At 71.9% G+C, this 23,958-nt stretch carries 19 protein-coding genes and 4 pseudogenes; 12 read left to right on the forward strand and 11 right to left on the reverse strand.

Annotated features, from left to right (window positions below; all coding sequences use genetic code 11):
• The first annotated feature begins 90 nt into the window (after positions 1-90).
• Entirely contained in the window at positions 91-1,335 is a 1,245-nt protein-coding gene (locus KKZ08_RS04065; RefSeq protein ID WP_223773129.1) for a polyprenyl synthetase family protein, read from the forward strand.
• Positions 1,336-1,356: 21 nt separating this feature from the next.
• On the opposite strand, the gene KKZ08_RS04070 is transcribed toward KKZ08_RS04065, so the two are convergent.
• From KKZ08_RS04070 to KKZ08_RS04080, 3 genes are all read right to left on the reverse strand, one after another.
• Positions 1,357-2,178, reverse strand: coding sequence for an ABC transporter permease (locus tag KKZ08_RS04070; protein ID WP_223773130.1), 822 nt, complete (start codon positions 2,176-2,178; stop codon positions 1,357-1,359).
• Positions 2,175-2,723: an ABC transporter ATP-binding protein gene (locus KKZ08_RS04075; protein WP_263303332.1), complete on the reverse strand. Its 549-nt coding sequence runs from the start codon at positions 2,721-2,723 to the stop codon at positions 2,175-2,177. The genes KKZ08_RS04070 and KKZ08_RS04075 overlap by 4 nt, the downstream gene beginning before the upstream one ends.
• Positions 2,724-2,889: 166 nt before the next feature.
• Entirely contained in the window at positions 2,890-3,858 is a 969-nt protein-coding gene (locus KKZ08_RS04080; protein ID WP_223773132.1) for a class I SAM-dependent methyltransferase, read from the reverse strand.
• Positions 3,859-4,178: 320 nt separating this feature from the next.
• Between KKZ08_RS04080 and KKZ08_RS04085 the strand changes: the two genes are divergently transcribed.
• From KKZ08_RS04085 to KKZ08_RS04095, 3 genes are all read left to right on the forward strand, one after another.
• Positions 4,179-6,113 carry an ATP-binding cassette domain-containing protein gene (locus tag KKZ08_RS04085; RefSeq protein WP_223778896.1) on the forward strand — a complete coding sequence of 645 codons (1,935 nt, stop codon included), beginning with the start codon at positions 4,179-4,181 and terminating at the stop codon, positions 6,111-6,113.
• A gap of 435 nt (positions 6,114-6,548) precedes the next feature.
• Positions 6,549-6,794, forward strand: coding sequence for an EthD family reductase (locus tag KKZ08_RS04090; protein WP_223773133.1), 246 nt, complete (start codon positions 6,549-6,551; stop codon positions 6,792-6,794).
• A gap of 8 nt (positions 6,795-6,802) precedes the next feature.
• A complete protein-coding gene (locus KKZ08_RS04095; protein WP_223773134.1) occupies positions 6,803-7,672 on the forward strand; it encodes a PhzF family phenazine biosynthesis isomerase in 870 nt (289 codons plus the stop codon).
• Between the two features lie 135 nt (positions 7,673-7,807).
• On the opposite strand, the gene KKZ08_RS04100 is transcribed toward KKZ08_RS04095, so the two are convergent.
• A complete protein-coding gene (locus KKZ08_RS04100) occupies positions 7,808-8,539 on the reverse strand; it encodes a haloacid dehalogenase type II (protein WP_223773135.1) in 732 nt (243 codons plus the stop codon).
• A gap of 141 nt (positions 8,540-8,680) precedes the next feature.
• Entirely contained in the window at positions 8,681-8,872 is a 192-nt protein-coding gene (locus tag KKZ08_RS04105; protein WP_223773136.1) for a hypothetical protein, read from the reverse strand.
• 159 nt (positions 8,873-9,031) lie between these two features.
• On the opposite strand from KKZ08_RS04105, the pseudogene KKZ08_RS04110 reads away from it, so the two are divergent.
• Positions 9,032-10,498 (forward strand): annotated as a pseudogene (locus KKZ08_RS04110) (ornithine decarboxylase).
• A gap of 46 nt (positions 10,499-10,544) precedes the next feature.
• On the opposite strand, the gene KKZ08_RS04115 reads toward KKZ08_RS04110, so the two are convergent.
• Both KKZ08_RS04115 and KKZ08_RS04120 read right to left on the reverse strand, forming a co-directional pair.
• Positions 10,545-11,813, reverse strand: coding sequence for a cation:proton antiporter (locus tag KKZ08_RS04115; protein WP_223773137.1), 1,269 nt, complete (start codon positions 11,811-11,813; stop codon positions 10,545-10,547).
• A 167-nt stretch (positions 11,814-11,980) separates the two neighbouring features.
• Positions 11,981-13,204, reverse strand: coding sequence for a Vms1/Ankzf1 family peptidyl-tRNA hydrolase (locus KKZ08_RS04120; RefSeq protein WP_223773138.1), 1,224 nt, complete (start codon positions 13,202-13,204; stop codon positions 11,981-11,983).
• Positions 13,205-13,512: 308 nt separating this feature from the next.
• Between KKZ08_RS04120 and KKZ08_RS04125 the strand changes: the two genes are divergently transcribed.
• Positions 13,513-14,085 carry a DUF6328 family protein gene (locus tag KKZ08_RS04125; protein WP_223773139.1) on the forward strand — a complete coding sequence of 191 codons (573 nt, stop codon included), beginning with the start codon at positions 13,513-13,515 and terminating at the stop codon, positions 14,083-14,085.
• A 54-nt stretch (positions 14,086-14,139) separates the two neighbouring features.
• Here the strand turns inward: KKZ08_RS04125 and KKZ08_RS38925 are convergent, their stop codons facing one another.
• A complete protein-coding gene (locus tag KKZ08_RS38925) occupies positions 14,140-14,589 on the reverse strand; it encodes a hypothetical protein (RefSeq protein ID WP_346657863.1) in 450 nt (149 codons plus the stop codon).
• Positions 14,590-14,643: 54 nt separating this feature from the next.
• On the opposite strand from KKZ08_RS38925, the gene KKZ08_RS04135 reads away from it, so the two are divergent.
• Both KKZ08_RS04135 and KKZ08_RS04140 read left to right on the forward strand, forming a co-directional pair.
• Positions 14,644-16,590: a serine/threonine-protein kinase gene (locus tag KKZ08_RS04135; protein WP_223773140.1), complete on the forward strand. Its 1,947-nt coding sequence runs from the start codon at positions 14,644-14,646 to the stop codon at positions 16,588-16,590.
• A gap of 105 nt (positions 16,591-16,695) precedes the next feature.
• Positions 16,696-17,361: pseudogene (locus tag KKZ08_RS04140) on the forward strand (phosphotransferase); the annotation flags it as partial.
• A gap of 84 nt (positions 17,362-17,445) precedes the next feature.
• Here KKZ08_RS04140 and KKZ08_RS04145 read toward each other — a convergent pair.
• Positions 17,446-18,648: a low temperature requirement protein A gene (locus KKZ08_RS04145; protein WP_223773141.1), complete on the reverse strand. Its 1,203-nt coding sequence runs from the start codon at positions 18,646-18,648 to the stop codon at positions 17,446-17,448.
• A gap of 237 nt (positions 18,649-18,885) precedes the next feature.
• Between KKZ08_RS04145 and KKZ08_RS04150 the strand changes: the two are divergent.
• Positions 18,886-19,442: pseudogene (locus KKZ08_RS04150) on the forward strand (ferritin-like domain-containing protein).
• Here KKZ08_RS04150 and KKZ08_RS04155 read toward each other — a convergent pair.
• The gene (locus tag KKZ08_RS04155) at positions 19,429-20,325 is read right to left on the reverse strand and encodes a SigB/SigF/SigG family RNA polymerase sigma factor (protein WP_223773142.1); all 897 of its coding nucleotides are present in this window, start codon (positions 20,323-20,325) and stop codon (positions 19,429-19,431) included. The pseudogene KKZ08_RS04150 and the gene KKZ08_RS04155 overlap by 14 nt on opposite strands.
• A gap of 33 nt (positions 20,326-20,358) precedes the next feature.
• On the reverse strand, positions 20,359-21,408 hold the full coding sequence (locus KKZ08_RS04160; RefSeq protein ID WP_223773143.1) for a VOC family protein: 1,050 nt from the start codon (positions 21,406-21,408) through the stop codon (positions 20,359-20,361).
• 189 nt (positions 21,409-21,597) lie between these two features.
• Between KKZ08_RS04160 and KKZ08_RS04165 the strand changes: the two are divergent.
• The 3 genes and pseudogenes from KKZ08_RS04165 (at position 21,598) to KKZ08_RS04175 (ending at position 23,937) form a co-directional block, all read left to right on the forward strand.
• Positions 21,598-22,797, forward strand: a pseudogene (locus KKZ08_RS04165) (PP2C family protein-serine/threonine phosphatase).
• A gap of 116 nt (positions 22,798-22,913) precedes the next feature.
• A complete protein-coding gene (locus KKZ08_RS04170; RefSeq protein WP_223773144.1) occupies positions 22,914-23,417 on the forward strand; it encodes a DUF5709 domain-containing protein in 504 nt (167 codons plus the stop codon).
• A gap of 115 nt (positions 23,418-23,532) precedes the next feature.
• Positions 23,533-23,937, forward strand: a complete 405-nt coding sequence (locus KKZ08_RS04175) for a hypothetical protein (RefSeq protein ID WP_223773145.1) — start codon at positions 23,533-23,535, stop codon at positions 23,935-23,937.
• The last annotated feature ends 21 nt before the right edge of the window (positions 23,938-23,958 follow it).

Raw genomic sequence — 23,958 nt, forward strand, 5'->3', positions numbered from 1 at the left:
ACGCGAATGGGCCACTTCCCTTTCCGCCATGCGCCGCAACGGCGGCGAGCCGAAGACTCGGACACTCATTCGTCACGCTAGAACTGGCATATGGCTTTCACCGTCCTCAATGACCCTGCGTCCGCCACGGCGGACGGACCGGCGGCGGCTGAGGCGCGCGCACAACTCGCCCACTGGGCCGAGCGGGTCAACGAGCACGTCGAGCTGCTGTACCCGGCCGCCCCCGTAGGCTGCGGCCAGGCGGGATCACCGCTGCTGGCCTACGGCTGCGCCACCGATTGCGCCGCAGGCACCGAAGGCACCGCCGAGTCCGCGCCGCATTCGGCCTGTCGTGGCGCCTCGGGACCGTCCTCCGCCCCGGCACCCGCCGCCGCCCGGCTGCACGCCGCGCTCACGGCTCCCGTCCGCTACCTGGTCGGCTCCGGCGGCCAGCGCTGGCGGCCGGGCCTGATGATGGCCGTCATCGACCTTCTCGGCGGTGACAGCGAGCACTTCGGCCCCTTGGTGGCCTCCATGGAGCTGGCGCACACCGGTTCCCTGATGGTCGACGACGTGGAGGACGGCGCGCCGCTGCGCCGCGGCCGGGACACCGCGCACATCACCTTCGGCACGGCCACCGCGATCAACGCGGGGACGTCCGCCTACCTCGCGCTTGACCGTGCGGTACGGCTGACCGTTCCGCACGACATGGAACTGCGGGCCCGCCTGTACGAGGCGTACCTCGCGGCGCTGCGTGCCGCGCACGCGGGCCAGGCCCTCGACATCCAGGGCCACCGCGTGGAGATGGAGCAGGCGGTGCTGACCGGCGACGCCCGGCCGGTCCTGGAAGCCGTACGCCTGACCCACCGCCTGAAGTCGGGCGCCATGGTGGGTGCGGGCTTCGAGGCGGCCGCGCTCGTGTGCGCCGCCGGCCCGCGGCAGCGCGCCGCCCTGATGGGGTTCGGCAGTGCCATCGGAACGGCCTACCAGATCACGGACGACGTCGCGGATCTGGAGGGCGTGGTCCGTGACGGCGAGGTCACCAAGCAGGTCGGTGAGGACCTGTGCAACGGCAAGGTCACCATGCCGCTCGCACACGCCGTCACCAGGCTTCCCCGAGCCGACATGACACGGCTGTGGGAAGCGGTCCGCGACGGCGGCGCCGAGGGGCCGACGGTCATGAGGGCGGCGCAGGAGCTACGGGACTGCGGTGCGCTCTCCGCGTGCGTACAGGAAGCCGAAGCGCTGGTGACGGCCGCGTGGAGCCGCCTCCAACCCACCCTGCCCCCGGCGGCGGAGACACCGACGCTGCTGAAGCTGGCGCGGTGCGTCATCCAGGGCAACCGCATCGCCTGACCTCGCCCGCTCCGCCCTCCCTCATGTGTCGGCGACGGTCGGTGTGTCGTCCCGCGAGCCGACTGGGCGGGACGCCGCCGCGGCGGGCCAGTATCCGCGCGTACGCACGTGGAAGACCAGCAGCGCCAGGGCCACCGTCGCACCGCACCAGGCCAGCGCCAGGAGCGGATAGGGGCCGGGGTCGGCCCGGGTGACGGCGGCGGCCAGGGCCGACTGGGTGGCGCCGTAGGACGGCAACGCCTTGAGCAGTCCGGGCAGTTCGGCCACCTTGATGACCGGGTTCTGGAGGCCGACGTCGATCAGGCTGAGCATGAGGACGACGAAGAAGCCCTCCAACTCGTCGCGGACCAGGCTGCCCAGGAGCAGACCGATGCCGCCGTACGCGCAGCCCGCGGCGAACACGGCGACGAGCAGGTGCCCGAATTGATGGACCGGGAAGAACAGGCGCAGCAGTACCGTCGTGTAGCAGGCCAGCACCGCCGCGATGACGAGGAGGGCGCCTACGTTCGCCAGGACCAGCTGCGAACGGGGATACCCGGCCAGGACGAGCCTGCGGTCCATCTCACGGGCCTTGAACGCCGCCATGAACATCATGAAACCGGTGATCAGCGCGACGGCGGTGACGGCGTTGGTGACCTGGGCGACGCTCATGGCCGGGACGACCGCGCGTACCTCGATGGTCGCGATGTGCAGGCGGGCCGCCCCCTCGTACCCGCACACCCGGACCAGGGTCAGCCAGGTGGGCACGAACGCGTAGACCAGGAACAGGCTGAGGCGGTTGCGCAGATGGCCGAGCAGCGCGCAGCGGAACCTCTCGACGAAGGCGGTCCACTGATATCTCATCGGGCCTGCTCCCCGGCGTCGAGCCGTCCCTCGTGCAGGTGCACCACCGCGTCGAAGTGCTCCCTGACGTGCAGCAGGTGGGAGACCACGACGATGGAGCGGCCCGCGTCGCGCAGGCGGGCGGCGAGCTCCCAGAACCGCTGGTGGGTGTCCCAGTCGAAGCCCTGGTAGGGCTCGTCAAGGAGCAGCAGATCGGGATCGTGCATCAGGGCGAGCAGCAGGTTCAGCTTCTGCCGGGTCCCACCGCTGAGCGCACCGGCCCGGCGGTGCAGGCAGTCGGCGAACGCCAGCGTGTCCATCAGTTCCCGGGCGCGCGTCAGGGTTTGCAGCCGGTAGGCCACCTGGAACAGCCGCAGGTGCTGCTCGACGGTCAGGGTGTCGTTGACCACCGCCCGCTGGGGGCAGTAGCCCACGGAGCCCGCGCGCAGCACCGCTCCCCTGTCCGGGGCGAGTTCGCCGACGGCGACACCGAGCAGGGTGCTCTTGCCCGCGCCGTTCTCGCCGACGACGCCGACCAGCGCGCCGGCGGGAACCGTGAGGTCCACGCCGCGGAGCACCTGGCTGCGGCCGCGGGACTTCCACACTCCCTCGATCCGGAGCGGTGAGCCCTGTTGTCGCGTCCGCGGTGCGGTCGGTCGTGCCGTTGCTCGTCGCGTCTGCTGCTTCATCGTTGCGTTCGCCGCTTCATCAGTAGTTCGTCGTTTCCCGGGTTCATCGCTTCCCGGGGTCATGGCCGCCCGGCTTGTCGAGCACGAGGGCGGAGTAGCGCACCGCGCCGGCCACGGACCGGTGGGCGTCGATGACGGCGGTCGTGGCGTGCCAGTCCGACGGGGTGAACTCCCGCAGGCCCGGCCAGCGGGCGCATAGTGCCTCCCGGCCCGCCCGGGTCGCCGCCACGCGGGCGAACACCGCCCCCAGACGCAACGAGCGCTCCACGACCGGCCGGGTCCAGTCGACCGTGCGCCGCACCAGGAAACCGGTCTCGCGCGCGTGCGCCAGGTAGCGCACCAGCGGCTCGAACCCGTCGACCTGCCACGCCGCGCGTACCAGCCCCTGCGGATCGAGCGGCCCGATGGCCGCCGGGTCGGCCGTGTGCCAGGTGAAGTCGACGAGGACGAACCGGCCGCCGGGGCGCAGCACCCTGAAGGCCTCGGCCATGAACGCGCGGCGGCCGGCCGGGGTGAGGTGGAAGGCCGCCTCCAGGCAGTGCACCCGGTCGAACGACTCCCCCGCCACCGGTACGTCCTTGGTCCGCACGGGCAGGGCGGTCACGTCCGCCACGGTGAAGGCGGTGTTCGGGGTGGTGCCGTACCGCCTCACCGCCTCGGCGATCTGCTGAACGCTGATGTCGACGCCGAGCGCCGAGCAGCCCGCCGCGCCCAGGCGGGCGGTGGTGTGGCCGCGTCCGCAGCAGGCGTCCAGCACCCGGTGTCCGGGCCGCGCCTGAAGCAGGTCCAGGCTCCGTGTCTCCAGGCGCCGTTGGAAGAAGGCCAGGCCACCGAGGAGCGCGGGCAGGGTGGGCAGGGTGTAGTAGCCGAGGTTGACCAGGGCACCCCAGCCCAGGTGCCGGAACAACCGGAAGAACGGGTTGGCGTCGCTGTAGGAAGCCGCCATCGGGTCCGTGCCCATGGCCGTGGCCGTCTGGTCCGTGTCCATCGCCTGTCCCTGTGCCCTGTCCATGGGTCATCAGTTGACCAGCACAACAGCGGCTGGGGCGCGCACACCACCGTGGTGTCCGGCGATGTCACCCTTCCCAGGCATTCCCGGGCGTCCCGCCCCCTGCGCGGCAGTCGCGGGCCGAGCGGTCGGTGCCCTCGGCGTTTCGGCCACTTCCACGCGACGGGCCGTCCAGGAATCGCAAGGGTCGGTGCATCCGGCACCGTCCGCCGCGCGCTCTGTTCCGGGGTTTTCGGCACGACCGAAACACAGGTGTTCGAAATTCGCGCCGGCTCGTTGAGCCTGACGACCCAGCCGCGATGACCGTCAAGGGGGAGGCCACATTGACCTCGGCCAGCACACAAGGCCAGCCGGACACCGGAACGCCGGAGGCGGGGCCGCCTGACGAAACGAGCGGAGCGCAGGACGAGGAGTACCTGTACCGGGACGAGTCCCGGCGTCAGGCCGGCGCGCAGCTGACCACCGGCACCATGGCGCGACGGCTGCCCGCGCTGGTCGTACGGTCGTTGAAGATGGCCTGGCAGGTGGACCGGGGCGCGACGGCCGGGTTGCTGGCGTGCCAGGTCGGCACCGGTGTGCTCGCCGCGCTCGGGCTGCTCGCGGTCACCGGGACGATCACCACCCTGATCTCGTCGGGTGACATCACCGAACGCCTGTGGGAGGCGGCGCCGCAGCTGGCGGTCGTCGCCGCGGCCACCGGGCTGCGGGCGCTGCTGGGGATCGCGGTGACGTGGCTGACGGGGCGGCTGCGGCCGGTGCTGGCACGGGCGGCGGAGCTGACGATGATCGAGGCCGCGCTCGGCGCGGAGCTGGCGGCGAACAACAAGCCCGGTTACAACGACTTCTACGACATCGCCGACCGTGGCGCCCAGGTCACTCCGGACCTGGTGGACGAGGCGCAGAACGTGCTGGCCGCCACGGCGACCCTGGCCGCCGGCGCGACCGTTCTCGCCGTCCTGCACCCGATGCTACTGCCGCTGCTCCTCCTGGCCTGTCTCCCGCAGGCCGCGGCGTACGTACGAGCCGCCAGGGTGGTGTACCTGGCGGGCCTGGAGACCTCCGGGCGGCGTCGGATGCTGCACAAGTTGCGCTGGCACATGGCCTACATGGAGTCCAGCGAGGAGATGCGGGCCTGCCTGGCCGGTCCCTTCCTCACCGCCCGGTACCGCCGTCTCGCCGCCACGGTCAACGCCGCCGAACGCAAGGCCGCGGACACCGGCGCGTGGATGGGGCTGGCCGGTGCGCTGGCCGGCGGGGTGGCGGCGGCCGCGGTGTGGGCCGCGCTGCTGTGGCTCCTGGCCTCCGGCCGCATGAGCCTCGCGGCCGGCGGCGGCGCGGTCTTCGCGCTCCAGACGGCGACCAGCTCCGTGCGCGGCATCATCGACGGCGGGGCACGGCTGGTGCGTACCGGCTGGTACGTGCAGGACTGGCAGAACTTCCTCGACAACGCCCATGGACAGGCCATGGCCAGTTCGCGCGGTACGCGGGCGCTGTCCGCCGCTCCGGAACGGTTCGAGGTCCGCGATGTCACCTACCGGTACGACGGTGCCGAACGGGACAGTCTGAGCGGGGTCTCGCTCCAGGTGCGGCGGGGGGAGATCGTGGCGCTGGTCGGGGAGAACGGATCGGGGAAGTCCACCTTGTCCCGGCTGATCTGCGGTCTGTTGCTGCCCACGTCCGGCGAGGTGGCGTGGAACCACACCACCACGGCGCAGTTGGAGCCCTGGGAGGCGTGGAAGCATGTCGCCCTGGCCCCGCAGAAGTACACGTACCTGCCGCTGACGCTCCGGGACAACATCACCTTCGGGCAGGGCGACACCGGCGACGCCGCCGTCCTGGCCGCCTGCGAGGCCTCCGGAGCGGTGGACATGCTGCCCGACCTGCGGTCCGGTCTGGACACCCTGCTGACGTCCGAGTGGTTCGGGGGCCAGCAGCTGTCCGGCGGACAGTGGCAGCGCGTCGTGCTCACCAGGGCGTTCTACCGGCGGGCGGCACTACTGGTGATGGACGAGCCCACCGCGGCTCTCGACGCGCGCGCCGAGCACCGCGTCTTCACCGGGCTGCGTGACCTGGCCAAGGACCGGGCGGTCCTGCTGATCACTCACCGGCTCGCCAACGTCGCCATCGCGGACAAGATCGTCGTCCTCGACCAGGGGCGCATCGTCCAGGAAGGCTCGTACGAGGAACTCACCCGCGAGCCGGGGCTGTTCCGCTCCCTGTGGGAACTACAGCAACGCACCACCGGTGAGACGGCGTGATCCCACTCCCTGTGGGGCAGCACGGCGCCTGGCGTCGGCGACGTGCACGCTCGTCCGGCGCTTCGGCGGAGACTCCGCCCACTAGCACTCCTGATCGTTGTGCTCTTGCTCCTGCGCCCAGGTGACCGCCCATTCGTCGAGCGGATGGAGGGCATGATCATGCGGTTCGTGGTAGAGGACGCTGGATGACAGCCCTTCGCAGTGCGCAGTCACGTAGTTCCCAGAGGATGCGCAGCGCCCACCGCCGGCCGAACAGGTCCATCGCGGCCATGAGGGGACGGCCGGTCGTCGATCCACGAACCGGTGTTCCAGGGCGCGGTGTCGGCATGACCCTCCTTGTGTTTCGTTATTCGAAACACTAGCATCCGCGCATGATGCACGGGTGGGGTCGCTACGAGTTGGGCAGCCGGCTGACGTCTCTGGACGGAGGTCGTCATGCATAGGCTTCTTGTCCTGTATCTGAAGCCTGCCGACCCCGACCACTTCCGCGACTACTACGTGACCAACCACCTCGCGCTGGTGAAGAATTGGCCCGGCCCGCTTGCGTGGCGCTACAGCTTCGACGTGGCGGCGACCGAGGGAGAAGCGCCGTACTTCGCGGTCTTCGAAGCCGACTTCGCTGACGCCGCCACCGGCGGTCTGGTCGTCATGCACTACCCGGTGCAGGACGGCACCGGGTGAGGCGGCCGATGTCCTGGCCGGATGTCACGGTGGTTGACGCGTGCGTGCGGCGCGACGGCCGGGGCGGTAGCCCGACGGCCGTCACCGACGACGACGCGGCGGCGACGGATGCGGACCGGCGTGCGGTCGCCGCCGCGGCCGGCACCTCGCACGCGGCGTTCCTCGGCCCGGAGCGGACGCCGGACGGTGGCCGGCCGGTCCGGTTCTTCACCGCCACCGCCGAACTGTCCGGCTGCGGCCACGGCACCGTCGCCGCGCAGGCCGTCCGGTTGACCCGCACCGCGCTGGGCGAGCTGAACGACCGCCAACACACCGGTGGGCGCACGTTCGACACGGTCGCGATCCGCCGCCCCGCCGGCATCGAGGTCTGGTTCGACCAGGGCCTCGTCGCGCTGCGCCACCCGGAACCGGACGAGCGCGCCGCGATCGTCGCCGCGCTCGGGCTCACCGCGGACGATCCGCATCCGACCGACGCGCCACGGATCGCCGCGCCCGGCGCCCCACGCATGCTGGTACCGGTCCACGACCGGTCGGCCCTGCTCCGGGTCCGCCCACACCTCGGCAGGCTGGCAGCGGCGTGCCGGCGGTACGGGCTCCTCGGCTGCTTCGTGTACGTGCCGCCGGTGGGCGACCGACCGGGTGCGGCGCGGATGTTCGCGCCGGCGATCGGTGTCGACGAGGACGTCGCCAACGGCAACAGCACCGGCTGCCTGGCCGCCCACCTGCTCGACACGACAGGGGCGCGGACGGTCGCGATCGAGGTGGAGCAGGGCGACACGCTCGGTCGACCGGCCGGCGTGCTCGCTTCGGCCCGACGGGGACCGGCGGGCATCACGACCCGGGTCGGCGGGTTGGCGGTGGTCCGCGACGGACGTTGAGGAGACGACCGGACCGTCCGCGTCTGCGATCCGCGCATGGGACTGGGCTGCCCGCTGCGGTCAAGCGTCGGCACCCGGCGGGCGGGCAGCCCCGACGACCCGCCGCCGTGCCCGCGCGGCGCGCCCAGCAGCCGATCAGGATCGCGTACGCAAGGACGTCAACTGCCCGCCGGGAGGACGGCCATGGGCGATCTGGTCGGCCAAGCCGGCCAGATCGGCGGCGTGCAGGTCGAACCCGTCCGAGGAGGTGGGCGGGTCGCCGACGGGGCGGGCGACGTAGGCGGTGCGCAGGCCGGCGCTCTGTGCTCCGCGCAGGTCCCAGGCGTGGGCGGCGACCATCAAAAGCCGCTCCGGCGGTCGTCCAGAGACGGTGACTGCCAGCTGGTAGACCGCTGGGTCCGGCTTGTAGGTCCGGGCGTCTTCCGCGGACAGTGCCTGGTGCCAGCGCAGTCCGGCGTGAGCATTGAGTCCCAGTAGCGCCGTCCGGCTCGCGTTGGAGAGTCCGATCGTCGGGAACCGTTCGGCGAGTCGGGCCAGCCCCGCCACGGTGTCGGGCCACGGCGGGAGCCTGCGGCCCGACAGTGCCAGCGTTGCCATGGCGGTCGGGTCGTCGACTCCGACGGCATCTGCGACGAGACGTGCGGCTTCCAGGTCGAGGACATCGCTGGGGCGGTAGGGCCGAGCGCCGTCGAGGATGCGACGTTGTTCGCGTTCGATGTGCTCCTGCCACAGCGCCAGGAGCTGCTCGACCCTCGTGTCGTCGAGTGACGGGTCGAGTTCGCGAATGCCGGCTCGGATGCCGGCGGGTTCGTCGACGAGTGTGCCGAGCACGTCGAACACGATGGCGTCGATCTCTGGCTCTGACATGAGCGGGGTCTCCCGGACGAAGCAGGGGCGCGAGAAGTAGCTGTTAGCCGAACGCGGCTAGAAGCGACATGCATTCCCCTCCTGCACGGCCGTGCAGGACACGCGTGTACGAGGCCCGCTCCGTCCTCCCGCTCCGGTCCGTCAGGCAGGGTGGTCGGGCTGCTGCTCGGGCGGAGTGCCGCCGCCCTTTCCACCGCCCTTGTCACCCCGGTCGGTACCGTGGGCGTGCCCACCGCCCTTCGTGGGCTGTGCGGCCTTGCGGGCTTGGCTGTCCTGCGGGGTGCCCGCTCCCTTGTCGCTGCGCCGCAGCTCAGGCTGTTGCGGACTCGACATGGTTGTTTCTCCTTTTCCACGGGTTCCACGGGTTCACGGGCTTGCGCCGAAGGCATCGCCGATCACGCGGGCAACCATGCCTGCGTACACGGCTACGAGGACCGTCGCCCTCAGTCTGCGCGCCGTTTCCTTCTCCGGGGCCAAGGGCAACCGCACCCTATGGACCATTCGAAAGCGCCGGTACTCGAAGCCCTGGCCGCCTACCACGCCGAAGGACAGACCCCCTTCACCCCGCCCGGCCACAAGCAGGGACGCGGTGCCGACCCCCGGGTCCGCGAGGTCCTCGGGGACGCGGTCTTCCACTCGGACGTCCTGGCCACCAGCGGTCTGGACGACCGGATGTCCTCCCGCGGCATCCTCGAACAGGCCCAGGCCCTCATGGCGGACGCCGTCGGCGCCGAGCACACCTTCTTCTCCACCTGCGGCAGCTCCCTGTCCGTCAAGTCGGCCATGCTGTCGGTGGCCTGACCGCACGAGAAGCTGCTCGTGGGACGCGACGCCCACAAGTCCGTGGTCTCCGGCCTGATCCTCTCCGGCATCCGGCCCATCTGGGTCACCCCGCAATGGGGACCCACGGCGCCACCTGCCCACCCGCCCTCCGCGGAGGCGTTCGAGGCGGCCTTCGCCGAACACCCCGACGCCAAGGGCGCCCTCGTGACGACGCCCACGCCGTACGGCACCTGCTCGGACCTGGCCGCCATCGCGCAGGTCTGCCACCGGCGCGGCAAGCCGCTCATCGTCGACGAGGCATGGGGCGCCCACCTGCCGTTCCACCCCGAGCTGCCGACCTGGGCCATGGACGCCGGAGCCGACGTCTGCGTCACCTCCGTACACAAAATGGGCTCCGGCCTGGAGCAGGGCTCGGTCTTCCACCTCCAAGGCGAACTGATCCAGCCCGAGGTACTCAAGAGCCGCGAGGACCTCCTCGGCACCACCAGCGCCTCCGTACTGCTGTATGCCGCCCTGGACGGCTGGCGACGCCAGATGGTCGAGCACGGGCGCGCCCTCTACGACGACGCGCTCGCCCTCGCCGCGTCCCTGCGCACCCGCATCGCCCGCGTCGACGGCATGCACGTGCACGGGCCCGACGACTTCTGCGGGCCCGGCCGCGCGGCCGACATGGATCCCCTCCAGATCATCATCGACATCACCGCACTGGGCACGACGGGCTACCGCGCGGCCGACTGGATGCGCGAACACCACCAGGTCAACCTCCACCTGGCCGACCACCGCCGCATCAGCGCCCAGCTGACGCACGCCGACGACGAACACACCGGACAGACCCTCCTCACGGCCCTCCAGGACGTCGCCGCGCACGCGGGCGAGCTGCGGCCCGCGGAACAGGTCGAGGTCCCGGACCCCGAGCAGCTGCGGCTCGAGCAGGTGCTGCTGCCGCGCGACGCGTACTTCGGGCCGACCGAACAGGTGCCGTGGGAGAAGGCGGTGGGCCGTATCACCGCGGAGATGCTCACCCCCTACCCACCCGGCATCCCCGCCGCGCTGCCCGGCGAACGACTCAACACGCACGTCGTCCACTACCTGCGCACCGGCATCGACGCCGGCATGGTCGTCCCGGACGCCGCCGACACCGAGGTCAAGAGCGTGCGGGTGGCGATCGAGGGCTGAACCGACGGTCTGCGCTGCTTCAAGCGGCGGGTGCGCCCCCTACCCGCTACCTCGGGCACCGCACGGGCTCCGCGGTCCGCCGCCGGTCCAGGCGGAGTACCACCGGGCCGGCCGTGACACCGTGCAGCACGACCGAGGCCAGCACGGTGAAGGTCACCACCGCCCACAGCTCCCGCTGCGGAACGAAGAAGTCCTGCTGGCCCAGGGCGTAGGCGAGGTAGTACAGGGAGCCGATTCCGCGGATGCCGTAGCCCGCGACCACCCAGCGTTCCCCGTTCTTCAATGAGCCCCCGAGCAGCCCGGCCCATCCGGCGAGCGGCCGGATCACCAGGAGAAGCAGCAGCCCGATGGCAGCGCCCTGCCAGGTCAGCGGGGCCAGGCCGCCCAGCGCGATGAACGCGCCCAGCAGGAACAGCAGGGTCGAGGTCAGCAGGCGTTCGATCTGTTCGACGAAGTCGTGCAGCACGTTGTGGAAGCCGTGGGCCCGTTCGGCCGCCCTGACGGCGCAGGCGGTGGTGAACACGGCGAGGAAGCCGTAGCCGCCGGCGACTTCTGTCATGCCGTACGCCAGGAAGGTGGCCGCCAGCGCGACGAACCCCTCCCGGTACTCGGCCAACCGCAGTGTGGAGGAGCGGGCCCGGAAGAACATCCACCCCAGCAGCTTGCCGATCAGCAACCCGCTGACCACGCCGACCAGGCCCTTGAAGACGACGTCCTCGGCCACCCACCCGCCGACCCACTCCGCCGACCAACCGCTGCCCGCGGCGGCGGCCAGCGCGATCGCCGCGTAGGTCAGGGGGAAGGCGAGGCCGTCGTTGAGTCCCGCCTCGCCGGTGAGCGCGAACCGCACCTCGTCCTCGTCGTGCTTGTCCTCCGTCGGCTCCCCCACCCGTACCTCCGAGGCGAGCACAGGATCCGTCGGCGCGAGGACCGCCGCGAGCAGCAGCGCGGCGGCCGGGGGCCAGTCCAGCAGCCACCACGCCACCACAGCGGTCGCCACGACGGTCAACAGCATCGTGACGCCGAGGAGACGCCAGGCCGAGGCCCACGACCGTCGGCCCACGGGGCGGTTGAGCGCCAGCCCCGCGCCCATGAGGGCGATGATGACGCAGATCTCGGTCACATGCTCCGTCAGGACCCGCTGCTCGACGGGGTCGACCACCGGTAGCGGCAGCGGCAGCAGGTACACGACGATGCCGCTCATCAGGAACACCACCGGCAGCGACAGGGGCCGCCCCGCCACCACGCGGGGCAGCACCGCCGCGAGCAACGCTCCCGCCCCCAGCCATGCGAACACCGCATCCGACAGGGTCACTACGCCGCACCCGTTTCTCCGGTCACCGTGCCCTGGGAAAGCGGGCGACTCATCGACCTTCCTTCACCTTCGTCGGCTACGAACAACCTTGTTCGCGGCCCCTTGTTCTCATGTCGTCGTCCGCCGGGCTCGGGGTCGTCGCCCTCCACAGCCCTCCAGTTCGTGCTTCAGCTCGTCGGCTGGTACGTCCAGCGCAGCAAGGCGCCGATGCCACCGACCGGGACGTCGGTGTCCGCGGTGCCGGTCGTATTCCCCGCGCGTCCGGTGCCATTCTTGGCGGTCGTGGCTGCCGGGTCCGCGTCGCCCGACAGGGAGGGCTCGTCGTCCGGAAGCGGAACGATCAGTACCTCCGCTCCCGTGACGGCGGCCGAGCGCAGCAGCGCGTCGTCCGCGCGTACGGAGACCGGGGCGCTCTCCCCCAGAGTCCGCGCATCGCCTCGCCGGACCGCCACTTGGTCGGGGTCTGTGCCCACCCAGGTCTCCCGGTCCAGGTCCGGGCCACCGGGTCGGAGCAGCAGCGTATCGATGCGGTGTTCGCGGGCGGCCTCCACCACCGCCGGGACGCCCTCGACCGCGTCCGTCGGCCGGTCGGTGCCCACCCGTCCGGCCCGGAAACGGTCCAGGGCCACCCCGACGCGACGGTCGGCGCACTCGCGCCGGGCACGTTCGATGGCTTCCTCCAGCGCCGGGGAGTCGGAGCCCGCGGCCCGGCCGCCGTGCTCGGTCTCCACCGTGACCTCGCGGACGGCTTCGGGAAGCCGTTCGCGCACCGACGACCGCTCGCGGGGGTCGCCCACCAAGACCACCACTTCGGCGCCGGACTCCTCGTACGCCGTGGCCAGTGCTTCGGCGATCTCGCCGGCGTTGTGCTCCCAGGTGTTCTCCGCCTTGAGCTGGAAATGCCGCTCGGACCAGTCCGAGGTGGACGTGCGGTGGATCGGCCACTGCTGCCCCTCGACCCCTCCGACGTCCCGCGGTCCGCCGGCTCCCCTGCTTTCGAAATCCGCGCCCGTGCGGTCGATGTACGCCACGAGGCAGACGGGGTCCTGGCCGCTCAGCTCCAGCAGCGGCGCCAGGCGGGGCAGCGGGGACCAGCACGCGATCTGTCCCTGCGGGGCCCGGGAGAGACGACGGGTCAGCACCACTTCCCCGGCTGCGGCGAAGAGGGCCCGGCCTGCCGGGTAGTCGGCCGTGGCAGTGCTGGTCAGGACCTCGCGCACCGCCTTCGTGGTCGTCGGGTCGGCGCCCTGCTCCTCCAGCGTCCGGCACACTTCCCGTACGGACAGCTCATGGCGTTTGGCACCCGACTCGTCGTTCTGGCCGGGGTCGAAGTAGACCGTTGCCCACGGGCCGGAGCGGTCGAAGAGCGGCTCCAGGAACGACAGTTGCATGGTTCCTCCTCAGTCATCCCGGTTCCTGCCGGTTCAGCCGCGTTTCGGCTCAAGTACCCGGACGGCAGGGAAGGACACCGTTCCGCGCCGGCTTTCTCAAGCTACCGCCGGGCGTGGCGCGGGCCAGGCCGGCTGAGCCATGCGTGTGAGGGCCGCCGGTTGCTCGACGGCGGCCGCGGATTCGGTTCGTGCTCGCCTCCACCCCCGCCACACCGTCACCTCCACCCCCGCACCACCGTCGTCCGGCGCCGACCTGCATGGAAGCGTCCGGACGGGGCATCCGGTCTCCCTGGACCTGGGAGGATGCCATGACCATGACCGAGCGACCGGCCGAATCGGTGAAGGAGGACACCGCCTGCTGCCCGGATCAGCACAGCCAGGGCTCGCGAGCCGAAGGCGCAGACGTGCCGGAGACCGCCCGCGAGAGGGTCAATCGTCGCTGGCACGAGATCCTCCAGGAGACGCGGGTCGCCCAGACAGGCGTGCAGATCCTCTTCGGATTCCTGCTCAGCGTGGCGTTCACCCCGCTTTTCCGGGAGTTGGGCACGTTCGACCACGCCGTCTACGTCGTCACGGTGCTTCTCGGCGCCTCGGCCACCAGCGCGTTGATCGCGCCCGTCTCCCTCCACCGCTTCCTGTCGGGACAGCGCATGAAGCACGAACTGGTGGAAACCGCGGGGCGCTTGATGATGTGCGGCCTGGTGCTCCTCGCGCTGACCATCGGCTGCACCCTCCTGTTGATCCTGCGGATCGTGATCCCCGGCCCCTTCGCCGAAGCCCTGGTCGGAGGCGTCATGCTGTGGTTCGGCATCTGTTGGTACGCGCTGCCCCTGTGGCTCCGCCGCCGCGCCGGACGGCGCTCCGGCACCGACGGCGCGTAGCGCGTAGTGCCCCTCGCGCCCGGAGCCACTCCGCCTGCGCACACCGCTGCGTTGCTACTTCCGCCGGGCCGGAGGCTGACAGGTCGGGTCCCTGGCGGGGAGCCTGCCCGTGGTCAGGCAGACCGTGACGGCCTTGTCCGCGCAGGGGCTGCTGTCCGGCGCGTAGATGGACTCCGTGTCCCTCACCGCCTGCGACGGTGAGCACCGGGGGCCGTGCGGGGGCCGTACAGAGAACGTGCGGTTGTCGGCACGGATGCGTTGCGGACCCCGGTAGATCCGGGACAGGTCGGTCGCGCTGTCCAGCACGATCCGGTCGGCCCCGACGCGAGCGCAGCCGTCACGACGGACACCGCCGGCGCGTCCGGCCGCACCACACTCCTGATCGCGGACGACGACGAGGTGACCCGCAGCGGTCTGCGCACGCTCCTCGCGATGCAGCCCGGACTGGTCGTCGTCGGGGTAGCGCTCCCCAGCCCCCGCCGCCGAACGCCCCGTGCGCTGCATTAGGTTGAGCCTCGGGCTCACCGAGGAACGGCCGAAACAGGGGGAACGTGCGGCATGCGGGCACTGGCGCCGGATGATCCGTCGTACATAGGGCGGTACCGCCTGCTCGGCCGGCTCGGCGAGGGCGGCATGGGCCGCGTGTACCTCGGGCGCTCCGAAGGCGGTCGCACCGTGGCGCTCAAGGTGATCCAGGACGAACTGGCCCGGCTGCCCGAGTTCCGGCAGCGGTTCGCCCGCGAGGTGGCCGCCGCCCGGCGGGTGGGCGGCCAGTGGACCGCGGCCGTTCTGGACGCCGACACCGACGCCGTGTCGCCGTGGGTGGCGACCCAGTACATTCTGGGACCGTCGCTTCATGAGGTGGTGGCCGAGGTTTACGGCGCGCTGCCCGGCCATTCCGTACTCACCCTTGCCAACCGTCTCGCCCTCGCGCTGGAGGCCGTGCACGCCGCCGGCCTCGTCCACCGCGACCTCAAGCCGGCGAACGTGCTGGTCACCGTGGACGGCCCGCGCGTCATCGACTTCGGCATCGCCAGAGCACTGGACGTTCTGGACACCCTCGTCGGTGACGGCGCGGCGACCCGTACGGGCATGCTCATCGGCTCACCCGGTTTCATGTCTCCCGAGCAGGCGCGCGGCCGGGAAGTCGGCGCCGCGAGCGATGTGTTCTGCCTCGGCTCGGTTCTGGCGTACGCCGCCACCGGGCGGCAGCCGTTCGGGGTGACGGGTGCGGGCGGCATGCACGCGCAGCTGTTCCGGATCGCCGAGGACGAACCCGAGCTGGACGGCGTACCCGAAAGCCTGCTGCCGCTCGTAAGGGACTGCCTGCGGAAGGACCCGGCTCTACGGCCCGCGCCGCGGGAGATCGCCGAGCGGACGTCCGGGCTGCGGGCCGGTCCGTGGCTGCCGGGGGAAGTGCTCGAACAAGTCGGGCGGCACGCGGCGCGGTTGCTGGATTTCGATGCGCCGGGGAACGCTCCGTCCGCGTCCGGTACCCCCTCTTCACCGAAGGTCGAGGCCAAGGCCCAGGCCGAGGCAGAGCTTGAGGCCACGCCGGCACCGGCTCTGCCGACCATGCCTGCCTGGGCGCCGCCGTCGGGTGCGAGTGGGCGGCGCCGGCGTGTCCGGGCCGTGTGGTCCGGTGCCCTCGTCCTGGCCGTGATCGCCGCGGGCGGAGGCTTGTTCGTGGCCGAACCGTGGGAGGGCGACAGCGGGGGCGGCAAGGGTGGCGGTGGTGCCGGGAAGGCTGGTGCCACCGCGCCGAAGGCCCTTCACGGCAAGTGGGAGGGCAAGTTCCCGGGGAGGGGCACGAAGTCCGAGAAGTACGCGGTAGTGGAGTTCGGCGCCGGAAAGGGTGACGGCGACGACGGCAAAAGTGACGGGCAAGGTGATGGTGATGCCAGGGTGTCCGTCATGGGGACCGAACTGCTCTGTGTCACGCGCGCCGGCATCGAGTCGGTGCGGCGCGACAAGGACTCCGGCAAGCGGACCGTCACACTCGGCACGGCACAGACCGAGACCGGAATGCCGCCGGCCGATTCCGGTCTCTGCCGCGACCGGCCCAGGAGCAGCCTCAGTTACGACGATGCGGACACCGACCGGCTCATATGGAAGGTGAGTGGGCGCGAGATCGAGCTCACCCGGCAGGAGAACGTCTCGACCGAGGAATATGGGCTGGTCCCCTGGTACGCCGACAGCGGCGAACCGCAGAAAGGCACCCTCGACTCGGTCACCGTACGGACCGCGACCCTGCACGAGAGCAATGTGCGCATCGTGGACGGCCGGGGCTCCAAACCCTCCTGCTTCTACGAGGCGCAGCTGTTCACCGCGATGGACGGCCGCCTCCTCACCACGCCGGCGGGGACCGCGGACATGGGTGCGGAGCCCGCGCCGGACTGCCCCGACGGTCTCGCCCCGATCTGGCTGGACGCCGTGGACGAGCGAACCCTTGAGTACGGCTCCCTCAACGGGGCCATGTCCGGGGTCCTGCGGGACGGCCCGTAGTACTTCGGCCACGGCGCCGCATGGCCCAGCGGGGCACGGGCCGCTCGGTGTCGCACGCGATAAACCCGGCGACGGCGGCGATCATCCCCGGGATACTGGTCGCCCATGGATGAGGTCGAAGTCGTCGTCGCCCATTCCGAGCGTGCGACTCTGCGCGTCGGTGACGTGTTCTTGAAGGTGGACGCCGATCAGGCGCGCGTCGACGCCGAGGTCGAGGCGATGTCCCTCGCGCCGGTCCCGACCCCGGAGGTTCTGTGGCGCGAGCCGCCCGTGCTCGCGATCGCCGCGCTCCCCGGGACGACGCTGGGGCGCCTCGGCGGGCCGTCGACCGGGTCGCCGGCGTGGGCCGCGGCGGGCGCCGCCATCCGGAAGCTGCACGAGGCGCCCCTGCCGCCCCGGCCCGGTCGGGCCGGGCGGAGCATCGTCGCGCTGGCGGCGGAACTCGACGACGAGTGCGAGCGGCTCGTGACGAACGGCGTCCTGCCCGCTGACCTGGTCACCCGCAACCGCCGGGTCGCCGAGGCCGCGCTCCGGCCGTGGACTCCGGCGTTCACGCATGGCGACCTGCAGATCGCGCACGTCTTCCTCGACGGCGACGAAGTCACCGGCATCATCGACTGGTCCGAGGCGGGCCAGGGGGATGCCCTGTACGACCTCGCCACCTTCACGCTCGGACACGAGGAGCACCTCGACGACGTCATCGCCGGCTACGGCACCGACGTCGACCTCGACGTGATCCACGCGTGGTGGTCGTTGCGAAGCCTGCTGGCGCGCCGCGCACGCGAGAGCCACGCGAGAACCCCCCGTACCCAAGTGCGGGGGGTCTCGCGTGGCACCGTGGCGCGTCGGCGGTGTTCAGCGGCGCGCCGCCGAGTCCACGGCGATCAGGACGACCAGCAGCGCGCCCGTGGCGAGGGCCGGCACCGGCGACCACGTGCCCAGCAGGATCGCGAGCGCCGTGAGGGGGTAGGGGAGCCACTCGGCCGCGGTCCGCTGGTGGGGCCGCAGGTGGACGGCCCACACGGCTGTCAGGAAGACGGCGGCCGGCACCGTGACCGCCGCGCCGACGCCCGCTGCCGGGACCGCGGGCCCCAGCGTGACGTGATCGGCGTAGGCGGCCAGGCCGGCCCCCTCGGCGGCGGCCGAGGCGAAGATCAGGTAGTGGCCGTACGCCCATCCGAACCTGCGCCGGTGCGCCCGGTGTGTCGTGGCGAGCAGGGTGTGCGCGGGCCTGCTGAAGTACAGCCACCACATGGCGAACGCCGTCACCAGGCCACCGGCCGCGACGGCGGACAGCGGGCCGATGCCGTGGTGCCGGTCGAAGGCACCGCGGAGCGCGACCGTGACGGCGGCGACGGACTCCCCGATGACGATGAGCGTGAAGAGTTCGTAGCGCTCGGCGATGTGCCGTGGATGCCACGGGGTCATCCCCGCGGACTGTGCCCACACCGGCACGGCCAGCTCGGCGGCGACCAGCACGACGATGCCGGGCAGCCGCGCCGCCTCCGGGGCGCCGAGGAGCGCGATCCACCCGGCCTGGCAGGCGGTGACGCCCGCGGCGAAGCGCAGGGCGGTCCGCCGCCGGGCGGTGTCGGAGCGTGCCGCGCGCAGCCACAGGGCAGCCAGCGCCGTGCGCGAGACGACGTAGCCGAGGGTGATGACCAGCAGGTCGCCCTCCTCGAACGCGCGGGACACCCCGGCGGCGAGGACCAGCGAGCCCGTGATCTGCACCAGTACGGTCAGCCGGTACGGGGCGTCGCCCGGGTCGTAGGCCGAGCCGAACCAGGTGAAGTTCATCCACGCCCACCAGATGGTGAAGAAGACCAGCGCGTAGTGCAGCACACCGGCCGCGTACTCCCCCGCCATCAGCGCCTCGTGCAGGCTGTGGGACGCCTGCGCGACCGCGATGACGAAGCACAGGTCGAAGAGGAGTTCCAGGGAGGTCGCCGTGCGGTGCCGCTCCTCGGGGTCGCGGCCCCGCATGGTCAAGGCCCGGGGGGCCTTGGGCAGGCGGCCCGGTGGTCCCGTCGTCGTACAGCCGCGCCCGTTCGTCCTCATGCCGTCTCTTCTCGTCGGTCGGGCCCACGGCGTGGGCCGCCCGGCGACGCTATGGCGCCCGGGCGAAGGGGCTCTGCGCATCGGCGCACGGGTTCTTGCCCGAGAGTGAACGGACGGCGGGCGTCGCGCGCGCAGTGCGCTGACGGGCACCCCGGCGTGCGCTGTCGGTCAACGCGGCTCTTCGCGGCGCGCCTAGCGTCACTCGGGTACGCACAGCACAGCCCCGAGGAGGCGGACATGACCGGCGCGAACAGGCACCAGAGCGGGAGCCAGCCGTGGTTTCACCAGAAGGGGGGGTGATCCAGCCGTTCGGCACGGTCAGGAAGCCGCCGATCGGCCTGTCCTACGAGGCGCGGATGTACGCCTGCCAACGGCTGAACCACCTCCTCGCGGACACCCGGATGCTGTACGCGCTCTACAAGAAGCACCACTGGCTGATGCGGGACGCCACCTTCCCCCAGCTGCACCTGCTGCTCGACCGGCACGCGGCGGAGACCACCTCGGTGCCGCACCCGCCGGACGGCGTCGAGGAGGTGCCGGCCATGCTGTCGCGGCTCCTCGAAGCCCACGAGACGATCCTCGTCAGCGCCCGGGACGCGGCGCACCGCCTGGCGGAGCTCGGCGACGACGGCAGCAACGACCTGATCGTCTCGGAGGTGGTCCGCGGCGGCGAGGCGCAGGCCTGGTTCCTCGCCGAGCACCCGGTGGAGACGCCCCTCGTGCGCCTGCTGCCGGACGCGGAGCCGCAGGACGCGGAGCCACAGCCCGCGGAGGCCGCTCCTATTCGTGCGTGAGCAGCCCTGTCCGCAGCTCGGCCAGGGTCCGCGAGAGCAGCCGTGACACGTGCATCTGCGAGATGCCGAGGGCGGCGCCGATCTCGGCCTGGGTCATCTCCTGGCCGAAGCGCATCTCGATGATGCGGCGCTCCCGCTCGCCGAGTTCGGCCAGGAGCGGCGCCAGGGCGTGGACGTGCTCGAAGACTTCGATGGCCGGGTCGGGGGCGCCCATGACGTCCGCGAGCGAGCGGCCGCTGCGGTACGTCTCGCCCTCCTCGGTCGAACCGTGCGGGGCGTCGAGGGAACCGGCCGCGTAGCCGTTGGCGGCCACGATGGCCTCCAGGGCCTGTTCCTCGGTCACCTCCAGGTCGGCCGCGAGCTCCTTGACGGTGGGCTCGCGGCCGAGCACGGAACTCAACTTCTCCTGCGACTGCGACAGTTGCGTACGGAGTTCCTGGAGCCTGCGCGGTACGTGCACGGCCCAGCTCGTGTCGCGGAAGTAGCGCTTGATCTCGCCGAGGATGCAGGGCACCGCGAACGAGACGAACTCGAAGCCGCGGCTCATGTCGAACCGGTCGATCGCCTTGATCAGTCCGACGGTCCCGACCTGCACGATGTCCTCCAGCTGGCCGTTGCCCCGGTGGCGGAACCGGCCCGCCACGTAGTGCACCAGCGAGAGGTTCATCTCGATGAGGGTGTCGCGCGTGTACGTGTGCTCGGGTGAGCCCTCCTCCAGTGCCCCGAGCCGGTCGAAGAAGAGCTTGGACAGCTTCCGCGCGTCCTTCGGCGCGACCTCGGAGGCATCGACCCGCGGCAGCGGCGCACCTCCGTCCGAGACACCCTCGGCCTGACCGATGGCCTGCCCTATGGCCTGGTCCTCATCGATGGTCCGAACAAACATCGTCTGGTTCCCCACAGTCTCGACGTGCACGACTCAGCTCGCGGTGACCGCGAAGACGGTTCCCTCGCGGTCCGCCAGCACGGCCTCCCGCCGAGGCCCGAGCCCTCTCGGCGCTGAGACGACGCCTCCGCCCCACCGCACGGCCGCGGCGGCGGCCGAGTCGACGTCGCCGACCCGGAAGGACGTGTGCCAGCGGTAGCGCCCCTCGGCACCGGGCGCCGGCCCGTCCACGAGCGCGGCGACCGCGTGCCGCCCGTCCCGCACCACGATCCGATCGTCCACGTACTCCACGGAGCAGCTCTCGCAGGGCTCGCCCGCCCAGCCCAGCACGCCGCCGTAGAAGAGGGCCGCGGCGAAGATGTCCCGGGTGTACAGCTCCAGGCGGCCGACCGGGCCCTGTCCCACCGCCCAGTGGTCGTCGGGAGCGTGGTGGCGCAGCCCGAAGACCGCGCCCTCCGGTCCCGCCGCGACGGCGGCCCGCCCCGTCCGGGTGGAGAGCGGCCCGACCGCCACGGTGGCACCGCGCTCGCGGAGGCGGCCCACCGCGGCGTCCACGTCGTCGACGGCGAAGTACGGTATCCAGCCCACGTCGGGCCCGGCGCCGGCGCTCTGGCTGATGGTTCCGACCGGCGCCCCGGCCTTCAGCATCAGGGAACGCGTCCGGCCCGGCGAGCCGATCAGCGGCACACGGCACCAGCCCAGGACCCGGCCGTAGAACTCCTCGGCGGCGCGCAGGTCCCGCACCGCGAGGCTCAGCCGGCACGGCGCGCCGCGACCCTCGCGGGAACTGCCCGGCGGTGCGTTCACGTCCGGCCGCGCGGAGGGCCGCCCGGCAGGCTCGGACAGGCGCGGCTGCGGCCCGCCGGACGGCGCGGGGGTAGGCGATCCGCTGGCGGCCCCGGTTGCCACGGGCCACCGGCCGCCGGGCCGCACGAGGCGGAACTTCCTGTTCTCGTGGGGCGTCCCGCGGCCGGTCCACGCGGGCCGCCAGGCCTGGGCGGGCCGGTCTCCCGCGCGTCGCGCCGGTACCTCCTCCGCGGCCTTGCGCTCGCTCCCGCTGCTCACACCGATGTCCCTTGGCACAGCCTTCTCCTCAGCCGGTTCCTGCGGTCTGCCCGTGTGATTCCGCAGCCGGAAGCCCGCGTACCGGGACCTTTCTCACTCCCGGCAGGGACCAAGGCCACTTCGCGCTCGGACCTCAGGGCCCGCGGCCGGGAACTCGGGCAGGATCCCGGGCCCGCTGTGAGACTGCCTGTGAGGTGGTGATCACAGATGTCGACCCAACCCAGGGTGCCCGGTCCCGGGGAGCAGTTACTCGAACAACTGCTCGCGGCGGCACATGCGGCGACGCCGGTGGAGCTGCCCGCCGTGGTGCAGTAGTTCGCCGACGCCTACGGGCGGGACCGCATCGACGTCTTTCTGGTGGACCTCCAGCAGCGGTATCTGGTGCCGCTGTCCGAGGGGCCGCCGGCCCTCGCGGTGGACACGACCGTGGCCGGTTCGGCCTACCGGGCCCACGAGCTGCGTCTGGAGGAGCTGTCACACGGGCGGATCACCATCTGGCTCCCGCTGATCGACGGCGTCGAGCGGCTCGGCGTCATCGGAGCCACGGCCCCGGGGATCGACGGGGTGCTGCTGCGGCGCTGCCGCACGCTCGCCTCCATCCTGGCCATGGTGATCACCTCGAAGCGCGCCTCCAGCGACACTTTCGCGCGCCTGACGCGGGCCGAGACGATGAGGCTGCCCGCCGAGATGCTCCGGGCGTTCCTGCCGCCGCGCACGATCGGCAACTCCGCCGTCATCTCGACCGCCGTACTCGAACCCGCGTACGACATCGGCGGCGATGCCTTCGACCACTCCCTGACCACCTCCACCCTGCACGTGGCGATCTTCGACGCAATGGGCCACAGCCTCCTGTCCGGCCTGACGACCGCCGTGGCCATGGCCGGCTGCCGCAACGCCCGGCGGGCCAAGGTCGAGCTGCCGGAACTCGTCGACAACGTCCAGTACGCGCTGGCCCAGTGGCTGCCGGAGCAGTTCTGCACGGGCATCCTGGCCCAGCTGGACCTGGCGGGAGGGGTGCTGCGGTGGTGCAACTGCGGTCACCCGGCGCCCCTGCTGATCCGCGACCACCGCGTCCTCGACCGGGCCCTGGAGCGGACCCCGCAGCCGCCCCTCGGGACGCCCGCCATGCTGGCCGACGCCAGGTGGGAGGTGCACGAGGAGGCGCTCCAGCCGGGCGACCGCGTGCTCATGTACACCGACGGCGTGACGGAGCTGCGTACCGGCGGCGGCGCCGAATTCGGCCTGGAGCGTTTCACCGACAGCATCATCCGCGCCACGGCCGCAGGCGAATCGGCTCCGGAGGCGCTGCGCCAGCTCATCCACTCCATCCTCGACCGGCAGGACAACCAGCTGCGGGACGACGCGACGCTGCTGCTGCTCGAATGGCTGCCGCCGGGCTCCCGGTGACCCGTTGCCGCGCCGACGGGGGCCACTCCCCCGCGTGCCGGAACGTATGTTCTGGATCAGGGTGGATACACGGCATGACAACGGCACCCCGCCGCGCGTGAAGGAGTGCGAACACCATGGACGACGACGGCGTCATGGGCGACGAGGTCTACCAGCCCGATGCGGACGAGATCCGTGAGGACGCGGGCATCCTCGACGCCGAGGACACGCTCAGCGACCGCGCGTCGGACCCCTACGACGAGGGCTGGTCGCCTCCTGAGCGCCCCCTCGGGGTCGAGCACACCGGGACGACCGCCGAGGAGCAGCGCGAGGGCGAGAGTCTCGACGAGCGGCTCTCCGAGGAGGTGCCCGACCCCGCGCTCCAGGTCCCCGGCCCGGCCGAGTACGACGACGGCATCGGCGACACGGTGGGCACCGACGGGGAGCCGATCGAGGAGGCGCAGGTGGGAGACGTCCGCGCCGGGCGCCTTTTCGCCCCGGACGAGGGCGCGGGCGAGGATCCGGAGGACGTCGCCCAGCAGGACATGATCGGTGAGGACATGGGCGTCGACGGCGGGGCGGCCTCCGCCGAGGAGGCGGCGGTGCACATCATGTCCGACTTCGGGGAGCCGGACGTCTGACGGTCCCCGCGCGGCGGTCACCGGGAGAGACGTATGTCGGTCCAGTCGAAAAGTGACGACTTGTCATAACTTGTGGCAGATCCCGTTCTTCTGGCTCCCCTCCCCTGGAGATCGCATGAACCCCGCCCTGACCCGTGCCGTCACTCTCGGCGCCGGCCTGCTGCTGATGACCTCCCCCCTCGCCGCGGCGTCCGCGCTCGCCGGCACCTCCGACAGCAAGCCGGGCCCGGCCGGCCAGCCGGCCCCGCGGCCCACGCTCACCGCGAAGACCACGGTGGACTCCGTCAAGGCGTGGCAGCAGTTCCGCGTGATCGGAACCGCCACGCGCCTGCCCGCGGGGACGCGCGTGACGCTCCAGCAGCTCCAGCACAAGCAGTGGGTGGACCTGCCCGTCCAGATGGGCACCACCCGCGCCCATTCGTACAACCTGCGCGTCAAGCTGGGGCTCAAGGGCCTCAACAAGATGCGCATCGCCGGTGGCGGCGTCGTCTCCAACACCGTCCACGTCACCGTCCGCTGACACGCGCCCCTCGGTCGGCAG

Source organism: Streptomyces sp. 135, from assembly GCF_020026305.1.
Classification (GTDB): Bacteria; Actinomycetota; Actinomycetes; order Streptomycetales; family Streptomycetaceae; genus Streptomyces.